The organism is Fulvivirga ulvae (assembly GCF_021389975.1).
Lineage (GTDB): Bacteria > Bacteroidota > Bacteroidia > Cytophagales > Cyclobacteriaceae > Fulvivirga > Fulvivirga ulvae.
Window position 1 is genome coordinate 6,819,583 of the sequence record NZ_CP089981.1, and the last position, 19,288, is coordinate 6,838,870.

Consider the following 19,288-nt stretch of genomic DNA (forward strand, 5'->3'; position numbering starts at 1 on the left):
TGCAGCACTTAAACTTGTAGAACAAAATCTACATATTGATTAAAAAGGATACCCTATGGCTATGTTAAGCACGAGGTTCTGGCTGCGCCATTCTCTGTCGCTAATGGCTATGTCGCCAAAACGCCATTTGTCGTCTGCGGGGGTTTTCAATGGAAAGGCAAGATCAAAACGGAGCACAAAAAACTGAACATCGAACCTCAGGCCAACACCAGTACCCACGGCAATCTGATTGTAAAACTCCGAGGAGTCAAATGTGGATCCGGGCCTGTTTTCGTCTTCCTCAATGGTCCAGACATTACCGGCGTCTACAAACACGGCCCCCTTAAAGGCACCAATAATATCGAATCTGTACTCCACATTTCCTTCTAACTTGATATCGGCAGTCTGGTCTATATAATTTTGATCTTCGGGGGCTTCATATATACCCGGCCCCACGGACCTGGCTCTAAATGCCCTGATACTACTTGAGCCCCCTATTGAGAATTGCTTTGTATAAGGCATAACTACCGAATTGCCATAGGCATATCCTATTCCGGCTATCAGCCGGGACGCAAGCTTAGTGGTAGAGCTCAAACGCCAGAAATGCCTGAAATCAAGATCCGTTTTTACAAATTGTGAGTATGGCGACCCCAGCAGCTGATATGGGTTGTCATCAGTGTTGTTTTCGGAGCTGGTGGATGACTGCAGCAGGTGTACCAGGTTACCGGCAACGTCAATATTGCCATTGAAATAGAAATTGTGCGTTCTGTTTACCCTTTCTTCCTTACCCTGAGAGTTGTAGTAAAATGAGTAAGTGGTACCCATTATAAACTGCTCTTCATAACTTCTGGCAAAGGTGGGGCGATTTTGCAGTACGCTATCAAACCTTTCTGAAACATTGCCCAACTGGATAAAATCTATGCTTACGGGATATAGCTCGTGTCTTCTTGTTTTTGTTTCGTGCCAGGAGAACCCGTAGTCAATATCTATTGAGTTTAACCTGAAAAGGTCGACGCGCTGAAGGGTTTTGAATCCCAGCTTAAATTTTGTTTCGGGCACAAACCGGGATGAAACATTTTCGATTTTGAGCGGCGTTACGAACCTGGGAACCGTCAGTACATTCTCTACTCCCAGAATATAAGAGTTTAGTGGCTGGTCGGTCTGCCCGCCTACCTGCACCTCATATCCGGCCGTGAGGTTAAGCTCATAGCGCTCGGCTCCTCTGAGAAAGTTTCTGTTTCGAAAGGATGCGGTAAAGTTCGGACCAACATTGTTATTCGACTTTGATACGGCCTGCAACTCCAGTCTTATGGACTTTTTCTTAAAAGGTGTGAGGAATACATCCGCCCTCAACTCATTATGCCCCATATCTTTAAAATCAACATTCACAAACTTAAAAACATCAAGCTGAATGAGCCTGTTAAGTGTAACCAACTCTGCCTCTTTGGTATAAATATCACCTTCTCTCAGCCTGACATGCCGGGTAATGACCTCAGGTTTAAAGGCGTTGTCACTATGGATATAATGGATATCGTCCACCATAGTGGTGTCCACACTTTGCGTGGTCCCTTGCCCGTCAAACTGATAATTTGGGTAAACCTGAATATCACCAATGCGATATATTTCCTGTGCCTGGGTCGGTGCATCTTCTTTTACGGTCATATGCAGGTCTATTCTTCTGTTACCAAGGGTGCTGTCGGCCCTGAATAGCAAATACCTGTCGTCAAAATAAAAATATCCCTGATCTTTGAGTTCTTTTTCTATTCTTGCCCTTTCGCTTTTCATTTTATCCAGATCGTACCGCTGTCCGGTTTCCAGCAGCGTGCCTTCTCTTATTCCTCTGATCGACCGTGGTAGCGTCTCTTCTCCGGGAGGGAAACGTACGGTATCGTAGCGATAGGGCTCGCTCACATGCGCCTTAAAAACAATGGTATTGGCCAGGTTCCCTTCCTTAACTTCGTAAGTAACATAGGCCTGAAAATACCCTTCATTATTTAGTTTGTTTTCCAGTAGGTTAACATTACGCGAAATATCGACATCAGAGTAATAAACAGGCGGGGCTCCCAGTTTTGTTTTCATCCAGTATTTCAGGCCTTTTTCTTTTTTAGGTTCCCCTGCTATATTATAAAACCATACTTTTGGCCGGGATCCCAGCAGCTTTACATTGGGCTCGGGGGTCAGCATTTCTTCCAGATCTATTTTCATTTCTACCTTCCCTTTTATTCCCTTTGGAGAAACTATTTTAACCTCGGCACCATCATAATATTTCTGGCCTTCGCCCAGGTATTTGGCCCCACTGCAGGCCCCTGAAAGCACGGCAATAATTAGTAAAACTAAAATATTTGTATGGTGTCGGTTCACTGGTTTGTAGACTGTTTTACTTCTTTATTTTCTTCCGTCTGGCGGTTTTTCTCCTCGTTCTTTTTATCCTTCACTTTGAACAGTTCTTTAAAAGAGTCATAATCGCGCACAAAAATAACACCCGCACCAGTTTTAATTACCTCTCCCTGAAGCAGGTTGTCGTATTCGTTTTCTCGGAATCCGACGAGCCTGAAACGCCCGTCTTCAGTGAGTTTGTATTCTATGCGAATATCTCCTGCAAAATCCGAGAGGCTTTGCTGCTGCTCGGCCTGCTCACCTTCCAGCCCAAAGTTTCCGGCTACTTTCACCACAACACGATTATTGAAAAGTTGTTTGGACAGCCCTAGTTCCAATTGTGTAGTGCCCCCTGATGCAGTGCCTGAAGTATTATATGACTGAAGATCAAGACTTAGCTCCACTCCTTCTATTTTTCCTGCAAGTTTATTTAACTGATTACTCAATATTCGGCTGGCACTGCTTCTGGCAGTAGATTCTGCTATATTGCCACCTGAGCCGGTGGTACTGAATGACTCCAGGTCTTTGGTTGATTTAAATAACAGGAGGTAAAACACCTGGGTATTGACATCATTCTGATTTTTATTAACCTGCGCCACAAAGGCCTCGGCTCCTGATGCTGCCGCGCTTTCTTCCAGCCCCAACCTGAATGTTATATCGGGATTAAGCAATTCGTTTTTGATATCCAGATAAACAATAAAAGGAGCTTTTTGGGTAGAAGTTTCATTGATGCCGCCCGGGATTTCATATACCGCGGAAACCGTATAGGTGGCTGTGATATCCATTCGGGCATTGAGAGGGTCGCCTGTCCATATGAGGTAGCTGCCCTGCCTGATATCAAACTCCCTTTTGACCAAACCGTAGAAGTTTAGGTTATAGGCTCCGTCATATACCTCATAGCGGCCTGTGAGTGTAATATCGCCTGATGGCTTAATCCCCAGGGTAAGGTTGGCATCTCCCTGCACCGTGAGCTTATCACCGGTAACCGGATCTATGACCACGCTAAAGGTACTGTTACGGTTTACATCAATTTTTGCCGTAAGGTTTAACCCTTGCAATGCAGCACTTATTGAGTCAGTGGTTGCTGAGGTTTCCTTTCCTTCGAGAAACGGATCCTCCTCAAGGTCTTTGTCAAAAAATTCTACCACGCCTTCACGTTCCTGGATCTGGATCTCCTCTTCCGGAATAACATAGGTCAGGTTACTGCCCGACTTCGGGCTTACGTTTAGCTGTATATCAGGCTGATTGGATGTACCCGTGATCCGTGCAGTTGTATTTATAGCAAGGTTACCGTAAAACAGGTCATTGTCATCTTCGGTTGTGTTAAGTAGAAGGAAATTATCAGCTTTAATCTCCAGGTCAAACTCATAGGCTGTATAGTTATCGGTTAACATTTCTCCGTCAATGTGGGCTTCATTATTATCTTTATCTCTTAGAATAAAGTCGTTAAAGGTTATCCCCGTTTTATTGAAGATAATACTTTCCTCATTTACACTTAGCAGGCTTTGCAAGTAGCTAACTCTGAAAGACGCTTCGCTAAAGGTCAGTTTACCATTAATATCAGGGTCAGTTAATGTGCCTGCTACTTTCAGGTTGCCGGTAAGCCGGCCATTCATATCCTGCAGCTGACCCATGGTAAAAGACTCGACGGTGGAAAGATCGAGACGTACAAGATTGGCCTCCAGATTTAGGGTAGGCACACTATCGGCAAGGTAATAGCCATCTACCTTCAGGTTATTGGTCTGGCTGGTAATATCAAGGTCGAGGTTATATTTTATGTTATTGGTGTTATAGGCATGAAGCACAACCTTCCCCAAGGTGTCTCCCCTGTAGCTGAAGTCATTGATATTAATATCGGAGGTAAAAGCAAATTTGGATGACTCCATATTAATGTCGATATCTCCGTTCAATATCCCTCCGATAAGATAACCCTTTGCTTCCTCCAGTTTGCCCAGGAAACTCAGATCAAAATCGGTAATACCGGCTGTAAGCACACTATCTCCTCGTTGATTAATGATGGACTCAATTTTGATCTCCTGGTTTCCATTGTTCAGGAACAGGTTCTTTACCCAAAGGCCGGAAGGGTAAAAATCAAGGCTGTTGCTTGGTTTTATGTCCCACGGGTCATAATTGAGAACGAACTCACCGGGCGTGAACTGAAACCTGTAATAGTCTGGTCCGCTAATGAAGATCCCTCCAAAGTGGTATTTTCTTTCTCCCTCATCATCCATTATCCTGAGGTCGGTCTCAATGTGGTCTGCCTCTACGACTCCCGAAAGACTAACGTGGTCAACGACCATACTTCCTGTGGCCAGTTTTCCGATCCTGGTTTCATAGTTAAGGTATTCTTCGTCAGATTGTATATCAACATTTAATGAATCGATGGTTATACCGTTATAAACTACCTTGGGCAAGATTATATCGATATCCAGCATCCATTGCTCGCTATTGTACTTTCCTCTGATCGGGCCGGGCTGAAGTTCTTCAAGCCCCGGAATAATCATTTCGGAAAAGAACTGGGGACGTTTAATATTGATACTAAAGGTAAACTCCTGATGGGCGAGCTTCTCGACATTTTCCACATCGTTTAGTGAGTAGTACCTGTTAAAATGCTGCTGCAAAACCTGAGGAAGTGTTACCAGGTCAAAGTTACCCTCAAAGTTTGCTTCCAGTACCCTGGAGTATATAGAGATATCGGTAATATCTTTATTGGTGGTTGATGATAACAAAAAGGTGTCTATTCTATATAACTCTTCTCCCCGGGATATTACAAAATCTTCGACTTCCAGTGTGCCGTTGATATTTTCAACGGATGAAGCTTTGATGTCAGAAGTTACTTTTGCTCTAAGCCTGAGATCATTTTGAGCAAAATTCAAAGCTTTAAGGTCGGCAGATCTTAAGTCTAATGAAAACTCATACCGGGGAACACTGTCGTTCAGGTTTACCAGCCCGTTAAAGTCAAAATCCAGGTTAGGATCATTCATAGCCAATTCACCGTTAAACTCCCTCGCATGTACCCTTCCGTTGATTGTGAGGTCATTATAAGTGTAATTATTGTAGCCTAATGAAGCTACTTTTCCTTCGATCCTGGTATTGATTTCTTCCAGGGCAAAGCCCTTCCCATCCACCTCTGCCTGTAAGGTAAGCTTGCCCATAGTAGTGTCGCCAGCCATCAGCTTGCCCAGGTCGAAGCTGTCCACGTTGACATTTCCCTGGTAAGTGTACAGACTGTCGGGAAGCATGGCCATGTCTACATCGGCACTTACATCTCCATAAGCACTGGTAACTGTTGCCTTTGTTTTGAAATCGTTCATGGTACCCTTAAAAGAACCGGATACCTTCATTGAAGGTGGCAGGCTGATATTTGGGGGTATTAGTGTATCCGATAAAATGGTATAGAGATCCCTCTTAGTGGTTGCCAGCTTTTGTAATTTTATATTCCAGCGGGCATGGTTGATGTCTGGTAAGCCCTGTACTGCCCCTTCTATAGCAGCGGTAGTGGAGTGGAGTGCTTCCGCATAAAACCCGGCTATCTGTAAGTCGGCCAGTTTGCCCGAAATCTGGCCCTCAAATACAATATCGCTGGTATTACCTGTTAAATATGGTATTTGCGATTTTAGCGCAGGCTGGAAATAATACAGGTCTTCCATATCAAATTTTGATCTTCTGAAATCTGCATTGATTTCTACCTGTTGAGGATTTTGCTGCAGAGCCTCTATTGATGGGTAGGCAATTTCGAGGTCTCCGTTTAAATTGGAGTATTGGGTGATTAAATTAAGATCTCGAACATAGGAAGCCTCTCGTCCATACTTAAACTCAGCCTTTAATTGCTCCAAATCCATTCCTCCTTTTTCTTTAGCAGAAAGGCTGCTGACCTTGCCCTGAGCGTACCCATTTTCGAACTGTACTTCACCCAGCTCTGCACTTAGCTGTTGAAACCACATATGGTAAGGATCAAAGCCTTTGGCAGGTTCATAGTTATGGTCGTAAAATCTGAAAGCAATATTTTGAATGGAAGCCTGCTCTGCAGATGCCAGCATTTTAAGTTCATCGGCAGGTATGGTATCCTGCACCGCCGTGCCAATCGTATCGCCGGGATTGCTAAACTGATCTATGGAAACAAAGGTATTGGCTATAGCGATACTTTTGGCCTGGTAAACCTGGCTGGCTATATCCAGTTCTTTAATTTCTGCTTCTACATGTCCAATGTCCGTTCGGACCTTCATTTGCCCGGGCTTATCTTCAAAGGTAAATTTCACATGATCAACCAGCAGTTCTTTGCCTTCTATATCAAAAACCTGTGACGAGGCGGTATCCGTAGAGGTGGTCTCTTTGAGTATGGTGAATGCTCCGGTGCTATTTTCCAACGTAACCTGATCAATGGTAATTGCAGATTGATTGAGATCAAACCTGGAAATATCAGCATAGAAATGTCCAAGGTTTACAAAGAGTTTCATGCCATTGTACAGGTCATTATAGTTTACCCTTGCATTTTCAATATCGGCTTCATACAGGGCAAACGTGAAAGGTTTGGCTGGGGTGGCTGTTGTATCCTTCGGTTTGGCAGGGGTGGCAAAGGCATCCGCTATGAACTGAAAATTAAAAGTGCTGTCAGTTTCCTGATTATGGATATTGGAGACAAGCTGTCTGACTTCCAGATCATTAATTTCGAAACGGTTGTCGAGCAATCCCCACAGATCGGTGTTTACTCTTAAATAATGGCAATATGCCAATGTATCGCCTTTAAGGTCCTCTATGTATATGTCTTCAACAACAATAGCAGTGGGAAAATCAACATATAACCTTCCTATGCGGGCTTCGGTATTGGTCTTGCTCTTAAAAAAGTTAACTGCCTCTGTAGTTACATATTGCTGAACGGCCGGTATCCTCAAAGAAAATACCAGTATCACCAACAACAGGATGACCCCAAGCAGGAACCATCCTATTGATTTGAGTATTTTGAGCAATATGGTTTTAAACTTACCTGCTTTCATTGCAGCTATCGATCATGCGCTGTAAAGTTATTAAGTGTTAATAGTTTTATAATCAACATTGCCTTAGCAATTAAGTATTTGCCAGGTGATTTACACAATATTTTTAAAGAAGTGCTATTTTACCTCCTCCACCTTGATCAGCTCTCTCATGGATGAGGTCTCGGTATCCCATAGTTCCGCATGTTTGATCCTGACTTTGAGCAGGCACAGATTTGGGTCGTCTTTCCCTTTGGGGAACCAGGCCTCGTGTATGGGGTTCCAGAATTTTTCTTTGCGCTCCTCATCATCTACGCACACTGCTGTACCTGTGATTGAAATGTATGTATGGCTGTTGGCATCAGCGTAATTAAGGTTAACGTGGTTATTCTCTTCTATTTCGTCAAGTTTTGGAGAGTCGCGCATCGTAAAAAACCAAAGTACACCCTCTCCGTCGAGCTGGAGGGTGTACATGGGTCTGCTTCTCAGGTTATGGTTATCGTCCATGGTTGTTAACATCGCCACCTCTATGGCGGCGATATCATCTCTCAGTTTTTCTCCTCCGTTTTCCATCAGGCTTCAACTTCTATTTTATTGGCAGTAAGTATTATTTCAATGTTGCCACGTGTGGCTTTTGAGTATGGGCACACCTGATGGGTCTTTTTGACAAGATCTGTCAGTACGTCTTCCTCCACTGCTTCGTCTACTATGTTCAATGCAGCTGACAAATGGAATTTACCGTCGTTATCATGGAAGGATACTTTTACTATTACCTTCGGATCGCTTAGATCAACTTTCAGGTGCCTGGCCATTTCTTTCATTGACTCAAGAAAACACGGGCCGTACGCAGCAGCAAAGAGCTGCTCAGGGTTAGCACCGGCAGAACCATCTCCGCCCATGGATTCCGGCTTTGCCAGCTGAAGATTGAGATTTCCATCCTGAGATTTAATGTTACCGTCGCGACCACCCTGGGCAGTAACTTCGGCTGTATATATGGGTTTCATTTATATCTGGTTTGTTTTTTTAAACTCGTTAATAAAAGAAGAGGATGCTCCAAAGTATGTTTATGAAACAGCCTCTTTGTAATATTTTTCAACACATTACTGAACCTGAGGTTCATGTATTCCTTCCCGGAACTCTTCGATCATTTTTTTGTTAAATGCCGGTATATCATCAGGTTTCCTGCTGGTAACCAAGCCATTATCCACTACTACTTCCTGATCTACCCATTCGGCTCCTGCATTGATCAGGTCTGTCTTTATTGAAGGGTATGAGGTCACTTTTCTGCCTTTCAACAGACCTGTTTCCACCAGTGTCCATGGCCCGTGACAGATAGCTGCTACCGGTTTTTTATCTGCCAAAAAACTTTTCACAAAAGAGATCACCTTTTCATCCGTTCTCAAATGGTCCGGATTTAAAACTCCTCCCGGAAGTAACAGCGCGTTGTAATCATGCGAGCTTACATCGCTAATGTTTTTATCTACGGAATATTCTGCCCCCCAATTGGTTTTATCCCAGGCTTTGATTTTCCCTGACTCGGGAGACACCAGATGTACCTCGGCACCGGCACCTTCGAGTGCTTCTTTGGGCGCGGTAAGCTCTATTTCTTCAAATCCGTTGGTGGCCACTATGGCCACTTTTCTATTTTCGAGTAAGTTGTTCATGTCTTTTATTTTTTTGTTCGAATAAATAATATCAACTCAGATTTCCGGATACCAGTAAAAAGATTATGCCAAAACCCCAGTTGCTATCAGCATCTATTCGTACAGGGAGTATAGTATACTTCACCGGGGAGTTGGATACACAAGTAACACAGTTTCGGGGAGTTAGTTACATCTGGTACCGGAACACCGCATTGGCGGATGTAGTACCGTCGGGCATATCATCCTCTGCAAGGACATAAACTTCCCCACCATTTTTTACAGTTTCCACGGCTGCTTTATTAAGCAGATCGGTATTACCTATCCGGTGCATGCTGTCAATATTTACTTTATTTTCATCTTTATTATAAGTTCCCCACACATGATCTCCCCTTTTGATAAACAGCGTTTCAGCCCGGCCAATAATAGCTGCGGGTATGACTTCTTCCACATTAAAGGCTGCCCTGCCTTTGCTGAGCTGCAACTGATATTTTCCTTCGGCTTCACTTTTTTCATAATCGAACTGATCTCTTACTATCTCCCAGGCTTTTTCTTTTAACAGGGTCAGGTCTGTTCTTTCGTGGTTACCACTGATATGCTTATCATGGAGGTGTTGATATGTGTTTACTTCCTTGTATATGGGAAAAAGGTAATCCACACACGCTATTACAAGAGGCACGTGTTCATCATGAAGCATTTTCAGGAGACCTTCATCAATAGCTCTGAAGTACTTAAGGGCTTCATTTTTTTTCTCGTTTTCATTACCGGCTCCATGCCCGTGAAACATCCCGGGACTATCACCTTTTTCTCCCTGACCTGACCTCCATTGCAAAGTTTTCTGCACATAGTCGGTCCCTACTGCTTCTTCGATAGCTTGTGGTATAAGCCCCTCTACAGTAACCTCCACTATGGTATTTCGTGTGGCCTCAAAAAATTGTACGTTGCCCAGGCTCAACATCATAATGAAATGCCTGCCTTCGCCATGAAGAAATTCCACTAACGGCTTGAGGTACAAATGATTCGATACGAATGAATACTCATCAAAAACTGATGGCAATACATAGAATTTAAATTCATTATTATAAATGAATATCGCCAGACCATCGGAAAGCCTGCTCCAAAACCTCTCATTTTCCAACAGATCGTAGCCCGGCTTTAAATATGCCCTGGCCTGTTCATCGCTTAATCCGAAACCCGTAAGCTGCTGTGCTGTCTCTTTAAGCTTATTTTTTAGTGAAGTCTGGTCTTTATAGATATTATCCGGCGTACTAACCCTGTGGGTTGGTATATAGATGGACACACAGTGGGCATCCTGTACTTCCGCAAGGTTCAAAAATTCTGATTTCTTAAATATGTCCATGTTAATTTTATGTTTTAGTGATGTTATATTTAAGTAATCCAAAAAACATACCTGCTACCTGTCAGGCCATTGCAAAATCCTTGTTTTTCTTACTTTGTGTGAGTCTCGATGAGAGATGTACCAGGGATTTTTTCAAATATTCCAGGTCATTTATTATGAATTGAGACACTGCGTATACGTCTTTGCCGAGCCCATCGATATAGTCTGCTTTTTCAAAACTACTGAGGGTGGTGAGGGCCGGGTGGGCAATATCAACCCTTGAAGCTTCCATTCCCAGCATGGTCAGGTTTCTGTATAAGGTCATTCTAAGTTCTTCATCAATTAACAGATCCCCGGAGAGGTCGGTACAATTATTCTCAATCTCGTTAATGCAACTCAGGATGTTGTTCAGGTGAATTTGGTTTTGCTGATTCTTCATAGGTAAATGCTTTGGTTACCTGTAAGGGCATCAATATTATGCCAGAATGAAAATCCATTTTTGAAAATAGAATGCTCTCTTCGAAATAAACAATGTAGAATTCATTCCCCCGTCTGAGGGAGTTTTACACAACGGCGGCAGGAAAACAGCTACCGGGCAGTGATGATCTTTAAGGCGAGCTTTTCGTGAGCAGAGAGTTCATTTTTATATTTCATTGGGGGCAAGGGCCTTTTACTAAACTTGCTGACCTCGTCATTAACCAATACTTCCAACACTTTGGGATGGATGTAATACTCTTTGCAAGTTGCCACTGTATTTCCCAGAGTGGCGGCTACTCGTTTTACAATATTCGTCTCCAGATTAAGCCGGGGGTTGTGTTTTATTTCTTCAAGTACCTCTTTGTAATAATTAATCGCGAGCACTGTTCCTCCCCAGGTGCGGAAGTCCTTGGCAGTAAAGCAATCACCGGATACGATCTCCAGATAGCGGTTTACCTCTTGCGAGTCAAGACGCTGTATGGTTTTATTTTCGTCCTGATACTTGAATATCTCATAGCCGGGCAGCTCGGAAATCTTTTTAATAAGCTTTACAAGTTTTTTACTGGCTATTTGCACTTCCCGGTATTTACCACTTTTAGCTTTATAGCTGAGATAAAGCTTGCCGTTTTTTTCCGCCAAATGCTTGCGTCTCAAAGTAGTAAGTCCATAGGTTTTATTTTCCTTTTCGTAGTACCTGTTACCTATTCTGATATAGTGCGCATCCAGCAGCATTACAATCAGTGAAAGTATCTTTTCTTTGGGCCAGCCTTTCAGGTTGATATCTTTTTCTATTTTTCTCCGGATCACCGGCAAGATAGTTCCAAACTCGCCCAACTTACCATATTTCGAGTTTTGTCTGTGGTATACCCATAACTTGTGATAGATGTATTGCTTACGCCCCTTCACATCATACCCTGTTACCTGCATATGACCGTTTTCCTGCGGGCATATCCATACCTTGTCCCACATTGGTGGTATCACCAACTTACTGATTCTGGCAAGGATCTCTTTATCGGATATTTTTTTGCCTCTGCAGTCTTTGTAAATAAAGCCGCGTCCCCATTTGTGGCGTGTGAACCCGGGATCATTATCTGTAACATGTACAAGCTGGTGAGGGCAATCGTTAATCTGCTGCATCCGTGCGGCTGTTGAGGAGGGAAATATTTCAGGGATGGTTTTAAAAAAGGAGCTGTCTCAAAAGTAAGACTTGCATCTATACTACCTCAATATATGGATTTAACCACAGAGGGAATTGATGCTGTCTGTTTTTGAAACAACTCCGCATAGATTTATCTGTTATTATCGTCATCGAAAGCCTCTTCGATGTCCTCCCCGGCCTGCTGGATTTTCGCTTCTACATCTTCAAAGGCCATTTCTGTTTCATGTTTAATCTCCTCCCAGTTACTTTCACCGGCCGACTCTACCTTTTCAAGTCGTTTTTCAAGCTTTTGCTTTTCCATTTTCAGGTTTTCCCTTGTTTTTTCAAGGTTGGCTTTGGCATCGGCAGACTCCTCTTCTATCTCATTATCGATTCTCTCAAGCTTAGCATCAATATCTGCCAGCACCTCGTTGATCTCGTTCTTAAGCTCATCACGCTCACGTGCCATTTCGTCACCAGCGTCGCTTATTTCGCTACCAGCCTCTTCACCAACCTCTTCATAGTCAGTGTTCAGGTCTTCACTATCAGCCCTCTCATTCGGCGGATCACATTGTACTGCAAAAAGCATCATAAAACATACTATAGACAGAGTCCAGAATTTACTAATCGTTTTCATATCAATTATCTTTTAATTAACTCAATAGGTTATTTTTCAAACTTGTTGGCTTTGTGAGACTTTACTCCCTCAATGTCAAAGTCTTTATTTACAAAATCATAAGCAGATCCCACGAAAAAAACCTCAGAGCCTACATAGGCAATCGGGGTTTTAATCATCTCCGGTTTTTTGGCAAGTACTTTTGTAAGCTCTTCGTCTGACAATGATTTGTTTTTATATTCCTGCATATACAGGTCAGCGTTTTTATCTACCATTTCGGCGATCTCAATATCCATGTCACGGGCTATTTCAGCTATCTGAGTTTCCGTGAGGTTGTCTGTTACTACATCCCTTTCATTCAGGGCGTGGTCTTTCAGAGAATCTGCATAGCCCTTGGCCTTTCTATCCTGCTGTTTTTCAGAATTATATATTAGCAGTATTTCGTTTTCTTTCGCTTTCATCTTTAATTGTTTTGTAATTATAATTACCTCTTCACACGCTACGATTCCGCGGTCATCAGCTTCATTTCTGATAACTTTTCACCTCCTTTAATACCAAAATCCAGCGTGCGAATAGGAAATGGAATCGTAATATCATTTGCATCAAATGCCTTTTTTATTGCCATAATTGCCGCGTTTTTCATGTTTAGGTATCCGGGCTGATCAGGGTACCTGATCCAGAATCTGATGTTGAAATTAATGGAACTGTCCCCAAACTCGTAGTAGTCAAAGATGATGTCTTCTTTCCTTATCACACCTTCCAGTTTTGCAATGGTAGCAGACACTACACTTTCTACTTTTTCGAGATCGTCTCCATATGATATGCCTACAGGGATATCGATGCGCCTTTCACCCAATACTGTATAGTTGATGATGGGGCTCTGAAGTACTTCTTTATTGGGTATGTATACTTCCTGCCCCTGGAAGGTTTTGATCACTGTTACGCGCAGGTTAGTGCGTACTACCGTGCCCATGAAGTCCTTAACTTTTACAATATCTCCGACTTTGGAGGGCCTTCTAAAGGCTAGAATAATGCCGCAGACAAAGTTGGATGCCACATCCTGAAAAGCAAACCCCAGCGCAAGTCCTATTACACCCACACCAGCCAGCAGGGAGGTAACCGTTTTATCTAGCTTAAGTACTCCCAAAATAATGAAAATACCTACTCCCAGTACCAGATAGTAGATTATGGTGCCAAACAGGTTTTGAAGAGCCTTATTATCAGAAGTTTTGTCAAAAAGCCTGACAAAAACCTTTTGTATGGCTTTGGCAAAAAGGAAAAAGACTATGAGCAGAATGATAGCCAGCGCCATATTGGGCAGCATGGCTACCAGTGTCTCAAGCCAGTCATTAATCTTGTCCGAAACCTTTTCAAGGGGTTGCTCTAAGCTGATTTTCATTTTATTTTATAAAGCTTATCAGGATCAGTAATAAAAAAAGCCCCGGATTTACGGACCCAGGACTTTTGTACAGGCTCATAAAAGATTAATAGCTCTCTATCTCTCTTTTTAGTGCATCCTTAGTCTTTCCGGTTTTCTTTTGAAGGCGGCCGAGAAGTTCCTCTTCCTTACCTTCCACATAAGTGAGATCATCATCGGTAAGCTCTCCATATTTTTGTTTCATCTTACCTTTTATCACATTCCAGTTTCCTTTTACTTTTAAATCGTTCATGGCCTTATCTGTTTTAGTTTGTTGATTTTAATTTTAATTGTTTTTATTATTTGATTACTACAAGGATCAACTATTGACCCTGGCAGACTTTTTAACTCTATCTGTAGTCTTTTTAGTGGCTTCGGCATATTCTCCCAGCAGGGAATTGTACTTTACCTTGGCTGCATCCAAAGCTTCAGTTATTGATTGTGATAAAGAATCCTTCAGTTTTTCAGATTCCTTCGTAAGCCTTTTCCTTGTTTTAGGACCGCTTTCCGGGGCGAGTAATAATCCTGTCAGCGCACCGGCTAAAGCTCCTGCTGCGAATCCCACTATTATCTTTGTGCTGTTGTCCATAACTCTTATATTTTTTGTATTTAACATCACCCGGTTCTATCCAGGTATAATAGATACACTGAAAAAGGCATACCAAAAAGAATATCGCCCTTCCAAACATATGTAAATCAGTATTTTAAAGAATTTTAGAGGTGTTGGAAAGCTTTTATTAGTCGGTCTTAAACTCCAAACCCGTGTAGTATCTTCTACAGTTTGTAGAAATAGACCAAAGACTGGTGCCCCTATATGACCAGAACGAATAGTCAGGCATAATTTTTCAGGTGGCATAACATTAGCACATTACTTTGTCAGCAAAACGTTAACTCAAAAAATTTTAAAAGCATGTCTACTCATAATTTAAAACCAATGTCTGAAGTTGTCAAAACCCTAAAAGACAGGGGTTATACGCTAGACTTTATTTATAGGGATAATAAACTTCTTACAACTGACAAGGAAAAAAGCTACCAGGCCGAGGACCTGACCATTATCGACGAGTATAGGTTTGAGGGCGACTCTGACCCTGCTGATATGGCTATTCTCTATTCTATAGAAACCCAGGATGGTGACAAAGGGACCTTAGTAGATGCCTACGGAGCTGATTCTAGTTTGGAGCTGGAGAAGTTTTTGAAAAACGCGCATCATAGCGAAAATAAATAATGCTTTGCGGATTTATAAAGCAATTTGTTTAAGGATATTTTTAAGGCCATAAATCCAAATGATGGATTTATGGCCTTAGGATGTCCTGCTTTTGTTATTAATAAGCAATAGCCTTTCCATGTATAAAAATCCCTTATTCCTTAAAGGATCAGCTTAGCCTGACTTTCAGAGTTAGTCATGCATCTTTGAAATTACCATCAGAAAAGAAAGCCAAGATTAATGTTATAGATAGAGTCTTCGTCGCTCTCTGTATAAACAGCGGTGAACACCCACCTACCCAACGGGGCGATCCAGAAACCGCCGCCAAAGCCGGTATGCCATTTATCAGAGTCTTCACCATCGAACCATACCCGACCCTGATCAAAATGTCCGGAAATGCCAAACTCAAAGGGAAGATAGTAAAAAGGGACTTTGGCGAGCCGCACTCTTATCTCATTGTTTTGATATATACTGCTACGCCCTGCAAAGCGATCTCGTCCATAACCACGCACATTACCCAGGCGATTAAGGCCTGCATTGCCACCTATGGTAGCCGCCTGATAAAAATTAAAATCTCCCGATATACTCTCCCCTCCTATGCGCACGGCAAAAGTTGTTTCCAGAGGAATGTCTACGGTGTAATACACACTGAAATCACTTCTTATTTTGCTAAACTTACTGTTATCGTTATTCAGTTCGCTCATCCACATTAATTCGGTATTCCACCGAACACCTTTTTCAGGTTTACTTTCTATCTCAGTGGTCCTTATATCGGCATCAAACTCGAAACCCAAGAAGTGATTTGAGTCAAAAAGTCCCGGATCAAGAGAAGGTCCCACCAGGTCTATAAAGCGGTCTCCGCCTTTTTCAACTTTCGCGTATTGATACGACGGGCCAAATTTAACCGTTGCATGTTTCATATTAAGTTGCAGCCCCGGAAAAAACAATAATTCCTCGTAACGAACATCATAAAAGCTATCATCGTCAGTTACTGTCCTTTCACTTTCATTACCAAAGCCATAGAAATTGGTAAAGAAGTTTGGGGCTCTTATAAGAAGGTCCATATTAAAACCAAGGTCGCCGACTAGTCTGATAAAATCAGCATTGTATTCAAAATTCCATGCTCCGGTTTTAGGTGCAAAATTGGCCACGATACGATGCTTGCTTGCATAGGGGTCTTTCCTGAAGCCTTGCGTTTTAATGATTACCCCACCACCGAAAAAGATACCATCGTCGCTATTGGCTCCAAAGTATCCTGTTGGACCCAAATACCCATATCTAAAATCCTCGAAGTCGTATTGATTATTTTTCGGATCTTCATCAATCACAAGTTTGGTTTCAGGGCCATCTTCAATGTCATTTTCATTGTCACTGTCATCATAATAGACAGTCATATCTCTGATGCCGCTAACTTTGGACGAGTCGGCAAATGTATCTTCATCAGGCCCTCCGATAATCCTCACCCGTATCCCCTTTTTACCCTCACCGGAAACATAGAAGTAGTCTTCACCTCCGAGCCCATAAAGCCGTACCTCATCAGTTTCGTCAGGGTAGAATACACGATTGTAGAACTGCCTTTCCTTCTTACCTTCGTCGGAAGCTTCGTAAACATTTACTTCGGTATTACCATCGTCCCTTCTTACTACCTCAAAGTATTCTTCCTTATTGCTACCTACTACATTGACCTCTTTGGCCAAAATGAGGTAATAGTCCAATGCAAAACGTTCCAGATTATTTCTTCTGGCCTTTAGTGTATTGGTCAGTTCCTCGCCACTGAGCTCAAAGACAGTATCGGGCATGGACAGTACTGCATTTTCAATAATTTCATCTGTCAGCCTGCTCTGTAGGTCTCGGGCCATTTCTATCCATTGTTCTTTAGAAAGGTCCGTAAGAAACCTACGGTCTATATATCTGGCATTGAAATTAAACCCTGCAATATCCCGGATCTCTGGCTGGAAATCCTGAAATTTTCTCAAGGCCCATTTTCTACTGGCCCACCAGGGTACAAAGCCATCAAACTTAAAGAAGATATTATCACGGTCTTCGGGAATAGGTCTGTAATACTTACCATTATCATCTTCAAATTCTGCCCACCGAAACTGTCCGCCATGCCGATCCCAATCTCCGATCCATATATCAAAAAGTCGTGCACGCAGAAAGTTTTCCTGATCTACACGATTATCGTTATCATCATTCAGCTCTTCCCTAACCGTTTCTGTACTGACTGCATTTTTGGTTCCTCCGAAATCTTCATATCCGGACCAGTCCTCATCTGCATCTTCCTCAAGCATGGCCAGCATACCCCCAAAGTCCTCCCTGTATTCGCCCAATTCGGGTGAGTCGGGAATATAGACCAGTTCAGGGTTGGTATGATAAATTCCTGCTGCATCTCCCAACTGGGGAAGTATAAACGCTCCGTACGGGTGCGATGCTGAGATCTGATCCTGTACAATATCATCAGCAAATGAAAACTTAAGAGCATACGGCAAAGTTGGTGTAGGATCTTTTTGAATGGAACGCAGCGAGTACAACCGGCCGTCATTCGCCTTCAGTTTGAGGGAGTAGGTCTGCATTCCACCCCCTTTTTCCAATATTTTCAAGCCTCCCCGGGCTTTGTTGAGATTTATAACCGGTACTTCAACCGGCGCCAGCCATACATCCCGATAATGGTCTCCAAGCATCAGTCTCTTAAAGCTACTGGCCTGGTAGGTCCGGCCAGCCTGTACCACTACTTTGTTATGCCCGTTTTTCTCCATTACTTTTTGTGTAACAGAATCATCAAAAGGATTATTGTATAGTTTACAAGAAGCTAAACAACATGCCATTGCCATACAGACTACTTGCCCGGGCTTCATCAAAAACTTGATCATCGCTTTACGCATTTGTATAAAAGAATATGAATATAAAAGCCAATACAGTGGTTGTAAGGCCAATAATGAATGTATTATAGGATACCGTAAGCAAACGGTATTTCTCTTTAAGCACTATCCCCAGGTTATAGAGATCCAGGGACATGCTATCATAGAGTTTCTTCTGGTCTTTCTTAAGATTGCTCAGATAGGTTACAAACTCTTCCTTAGGAATGCCTAAAAAATTTCCAAAGTATAAGAGGCTGATCTTGTTTTCCTTAACATCGTTCATATCTACCTCTTTACTCGTGACCTTTGGCCTGGCAGACATTACTGCAAAAAAAACAGAGATTAATGCCCCCACCAATAAAATAATGATAGGTATGGTATATCTTAAATTTTCAATGGCAAAGCTCTGCAACACCGAAAGGCTGGCCCCAGACAAGGTAACAATAACTGAGATGAGGATGGTATTGATGCTTATCATCATATTGGCTTTACCATCCGCTATAGCACTAAGATTAATGTGGTTGCGATAATTGGCTCTGTAAAGTGTATCGATACCCCGGCCAAAATCTTTACCTGTATTGGTCCTAACCGTAATCTTACGAGCCTTCAGGATGTTCTGCCGTTGTTTTTTAATATTTTTTACCCGCCTTTTGGCATATTCCTGCTTGCCTGCCTCAGAGTAAAATACATTGTTGACCAAAAAGCTATATTGCTTTTTTTCCCAGTCCAGTTCTTTGTAAGAGGTATTTTGGAAATTTTCAAGCTCCACCCGGAGTAATTCTCCCCTCCTGAAAAAGCGCTTGCGCCCCATATGGGCCATGTCGGCATCATGAATGAGCTCTTCTAGCAATCCCTGTGGTTCATGCCCGGCAACAGTACTCATAATAAGCTTTGATACCTTCTGCTGCTGATGTTCCGGATATTCCTTGTTATTGAAGAACTCCTCAGCATACTTTACGCTTTCGGCCTCATGGCCATTATATTTTTTTATGTAGCCTGTATCATGAAACCAAGCAGCAAGTAGCAGCGCTTCCATATCTTCATCACTGATCTCACTCATCCCTCCAAGCTTTTGAGCAATCTCCGCTACTTCCTGCGTGTGTGACAGGTTGTGGTAAAGCAACTTATCTGGCAGATCGTCATTAAAAAGTTTAGAAACATATGCTTCGGCCTTTTTAACAATGTCATTCTTACTTTCCTCTGTGTCAGTTTCTTTTTTTTCAGTGTCTTTTTTAATCGTCATAAAATATTGTAGGTTGATAGTATGCGCTCCC

At 42.5% G+C, this 19,288-nt stretch carries 16 protein-coding genes; 1 reads left to right on the forward strand and 15 read right to left on the reverse strand.

The window, feature by feature from the left end; genetic code table 11:
• Positions 1 to 39: 39 nt before the first annotated feature.
• From tamL to LVD17_RS27745, 13 genes are all read right to left on the reverse strand, one after another.
• Positions 40 to 2,340, reverse strand: a complete 2,301-nt coding sequence (gene tamL / locus LVD17_RS27685; protein ID WP_233763602.1) for a translocation and assembly module lipoprotein TamL — start codon at positions 2,338 to 2,340, stop codon at positions 40 to 42.
• Positions 2,337 to 7,349 carry a translocation/assembly module TamB domain-containing protein gene (locus LVD17_RS27690; protein WP_233763604.1) on the reverse strand — a complete coding sequence of 1,671 codons (5,013 nt, stop codon included), beginning with the start codon at positions 7,347 to 7,349 and terminating at the stop codon, positions 2,337 to 2,339. The genes tamL and LVD17_RS27690 overlap by 4 nt, the downstream gene beginning before the upstream one ends.
• A gap of 114 nt (positions 7,350 to 7,463) precedes the next feature.
• Complete coding sequence (locus tag LVD17_RS27695; RefSeq protein ID WP_233763607.1) at positions 7,464 to 7,898, reverse strand: pyridoxamine 5'-phosphate oxidase family protein; 435 nt, start codon at positions 7,896 to 7,898, stop codon at positions 7,464 to 7,466.
• Positions 7,898 to 8,329: an Ohr family peroxiredoxin gene (locus tag LVD17_RS27700; RefSeq protein ID WP_233763609.1), complete on the reverse strand. Its 432-nt coding sequence runs from the start codon at positions 8,327 to 8,329 to the stop codon at positions 7,898 to 7,900. Before LVD17_RS27700 ends, LVD17_RS27695 begins: the two co-directional genes overlap by 1 nt.
• Positions 8,330 to 8,425: 96 nt before the next feature.
• A complete protein-coding gene (locus LVD17_RS27705) occupies positions 8,426 to 8,989 on the reverse strand; it encodes a type 1 glutamine amidotransferase domain-containing protein (protein WP_233763611.1) in 564 nt (187 codons plus the stop codon).
• A 166-nt stretch (positions 8,990 to 9,155) separates the two neighbouring features.
• On the reverse strand, positions 9,156 to 10,325 hold the full coding sequence (locus tag LVD17_RS27710) for a baeRF7 domain-containing protein (protein WP_233763613.1): 1,170 nt from the start codon (positions 10,323 to 10,325) through the stop codon (positions 9,156 to 9,158).
• Positions 10,326 to 10,386: 61 nt separating this feature from the next.
• A complete protein-coding gene (locus LVD17_RS27715; RefSeq protein WP_233763615.1) occupies positions 10,387 to 10,743 on the reverse strand; it encodes a hypothetical protein in 357 nt (118 codons plus the stop codon).
• 149 nt (positions 10,744 to 10,892) lie between these two features.
• Positions 10,893 to 11,918, reverse strand: coding sequence for a DNA topoisomerase IB (locus LVD17_RS27720; protein WP_233763617.1), 1,026 nt, complete (start codon positions 11,916 to 11,918; stop codon positions 10,893 to 10,895).
• A 152-nt stretch (positions 11,919 to 12,070) separates the two neighbouring features.
• On the reverse strand, positions 12,071 to 12,556 hold the full coding sequence (locus tag LVD17_RS27725; protein ID WP_233763620.1) for a sll1863 family stress response protein: 486 nt from the start codon (positions 12,554 to 12,556) through the stop codon (positions 12,071 to 12,073).
• 29 nt (positions 12,557 to 12,585) lie between these two features.
• A complete protein-coding gene (locus tag LVD17_RS27730; protein WP_233763621.1) occupies positions 12,586 to 12,996 on the reverse strand; it encodes an arsenate reductase family protein in 411 nt (136 codons plus the stop codon).
• Between the two features lie 38 nt (positions 12,997 to 13,034).
• Positions 13,035 to 13,934 carry a mechanosensitive ion channel family protein gene (locus LVD17_RS27735; protein ID WP_233763622.1) on the reverse strand — a complete coding sequence of 300 codons (900 nt, stop codon included), beginning with the start codon at positions 13,932 to 13,934 and terminating at the stop codon, positions 13,035 to 13,037.
• Between the two features lie 85 nt (positions 13,935 to 14,019).
• On the reverse strand, positions 14,020 to 14,205 hold the full coding sequence (locus LVD17_RS27740) for a CsbD family protein (RefSeq protein ID WP_233763624.1): 186 nt from the start codon (positions 14,203 to 14,205) through the stop codon (positions 14,020 to 14,022).
• 66 nt (positions 14,206 to 14,271) lie between these two features.
• A complete protein-coding gene (locus LVD17_RS27745; RefSeq protein ID WP_233763626.1) occupies positions 14,272 to 14,541 on the reverse strand; it encodes a YtxH domain-containing protein in 270 nt (89 codons plus the stop codon).
• A gap of 345 nt (positions 14,542 to 14,886) precedes the next feature.
• On the opposite strand from LVD17_RS27745, the gene LVD17_RS27750 reads away from it, so the two are divergent.
• Entirely contained in the window at positions 14,887 to 15,177 is a 291-nt protein-coding gene (locus LVD17_RS27750; protein WP_233763628.1) for a hypothetical protein, read from the forward strand.
• Positions 15,178 to 15,374: 197 nt separating this feature from the next.
• Here the strand turns inward: LVD17_RS27750 and LVD17_RS27755 are convergent, their stop codons facing one another.
• Positions 15,375 to 18,038, reverse strand: a complete 2,664-nt coding sequence (locus LVD17_RS27755; RefSeq protein WP_233763629.1) for a BamA/TamA family outer membrane protein — start codon at positions 18,036 to 18,038, stop codon at positions 15,375 to 15,377.
• Positions 18,031 to 19,257: a Pycsar system effector family protein gene (locus LVD17_RS27760; protein ID WP_233763630.1), complete on the reverse strand. Its 1,227-nt coding sequence runs from the start codon at positions 19,255 to 19,257 to the stop codon at positions 18,031 to 18,033. The genes LVD17_RS27755 and LVD17_RS27760 overlap by 8 nt, the downstream gene beginning before the upstream one ends.
• Between the last annotated feature and the right edge of the window lie 31 nt (positions 19,258 to 19,288).

What these genes read in the sequence shown, in the direction of transcription:
- LVD17_RS27690 (WP_233763604.1), bottom strand. Translation starts at nt 7,349, where the DNA reads ATGAAAGCAGGTAAGTTTAAAACCATATTGCTCAAAATACTCAAATCA.
- LVD17_RS27695 (WP_233763607.1), bottom strand. Translation starts at nt 7,898, where the DNA reads ATGGAAAACGGAGGAGAAAAACTGAGAGATGATATCGCCGCCATAGAG.
- LVD17_RS27700 (WP_233763609.1), bottom strand. Translation starts at nt 8,329, where the DNA reads ATGAAACCCATATATACAGCCGAAGTTACTGCCCAGGGTGGTCGCGAC.
- LVD17_RS27705 (WP_233763611.1), bottom strand. Translation starts at nt 8,989, where the DNA reads ATGAACAACTTACTCGAAAATAGAAAAGTGGCCATAGTGGCCACCAAC.
- LVD17_RS27710 (WP_233763613.1), bottom strand. Translation starts at nt 10,325, where the DNA reads ATGGACATATTTAAGAAATCAGAATTTTTGAACCTTGCGGAAGTACAG.
- LVD17_RS27715 (WP_233763615.1), bottom strand. Translation starts at nt 10,743, where the DNA reads ATGAAGAATCAGCAAAACCAAATTCACCTGAACAACATCCTGAGTTGC.
- LVD17_RS27720 (WP_233763617.1), bottom strand. Translation starts at nt 11,918, where the DNA reads ATGCAGCAGATTAACGATTGCCCTCACCAGCTTGTACATGTTACAGAT.
- LVD17_RS27725 (WP_233763620.1), bottom strand. Translation starts at nt 12,556, where the DNA reads ATGAAAACGATTAGTAAATTCTGGACTCTGTCTATAGTATGTTTTATG.
- LVD17_RS27730 (WP_233763621.1), bottom strand. Translation starts at nt 12,996, where the DNA reads ATGAAAGCGAAAGAAAACGAAATACTGCTAATATATAATTCTGAAAAA.
- LVD17_RS27735 (WP_233763622.1), bottom strand. Translation starts at nt 13,934, where the DNA reads ATGAAAATCAGCTTAGAGCAACCCCTTGAAAAGGTTTCGGACAAGATT.
- LVD17_RS27740 (WP_233763624.1), bottom strand. Translation starts at nt 14,205, where the DNA reads ATGAACGATTTAAAAGTAAAAGGAAACTGGAATGTGATAAAAGGTAAG.
- LVD17_RS27745 (WP_233763626.1), bottom strand. Translation starts at nt 14,541, where the DNA reads ATGGACAACAGCACAAAGATAATAGTGGGATTCGCAGCAGGAGCTTTA.
- LVD17_RS27750 (WP_233763628.1), top strand. Translation starts at nt 14,887, where the DNA reads ATGTCTGAAGTTGTCAAAACCCTAAAAGACAGGGGTTATACGCTAGAC.
- LVD17_RS27755 (WP_233763629.1), bottom strand. Translation starts at nt 18,038, where the DNA reads ATGCGTAAAGCGATGATCAAGTTTTTGATGAAGCCCGGGCAAGTAGTC.
- LVD17_RS27760 (WP_233763630.1), bottom strand. Translation starts at nt 19,257, where the DNA reads ATGACGATTAAAAAAGACACTGAAAAAAAAGAAACTGACACAGAGGAA.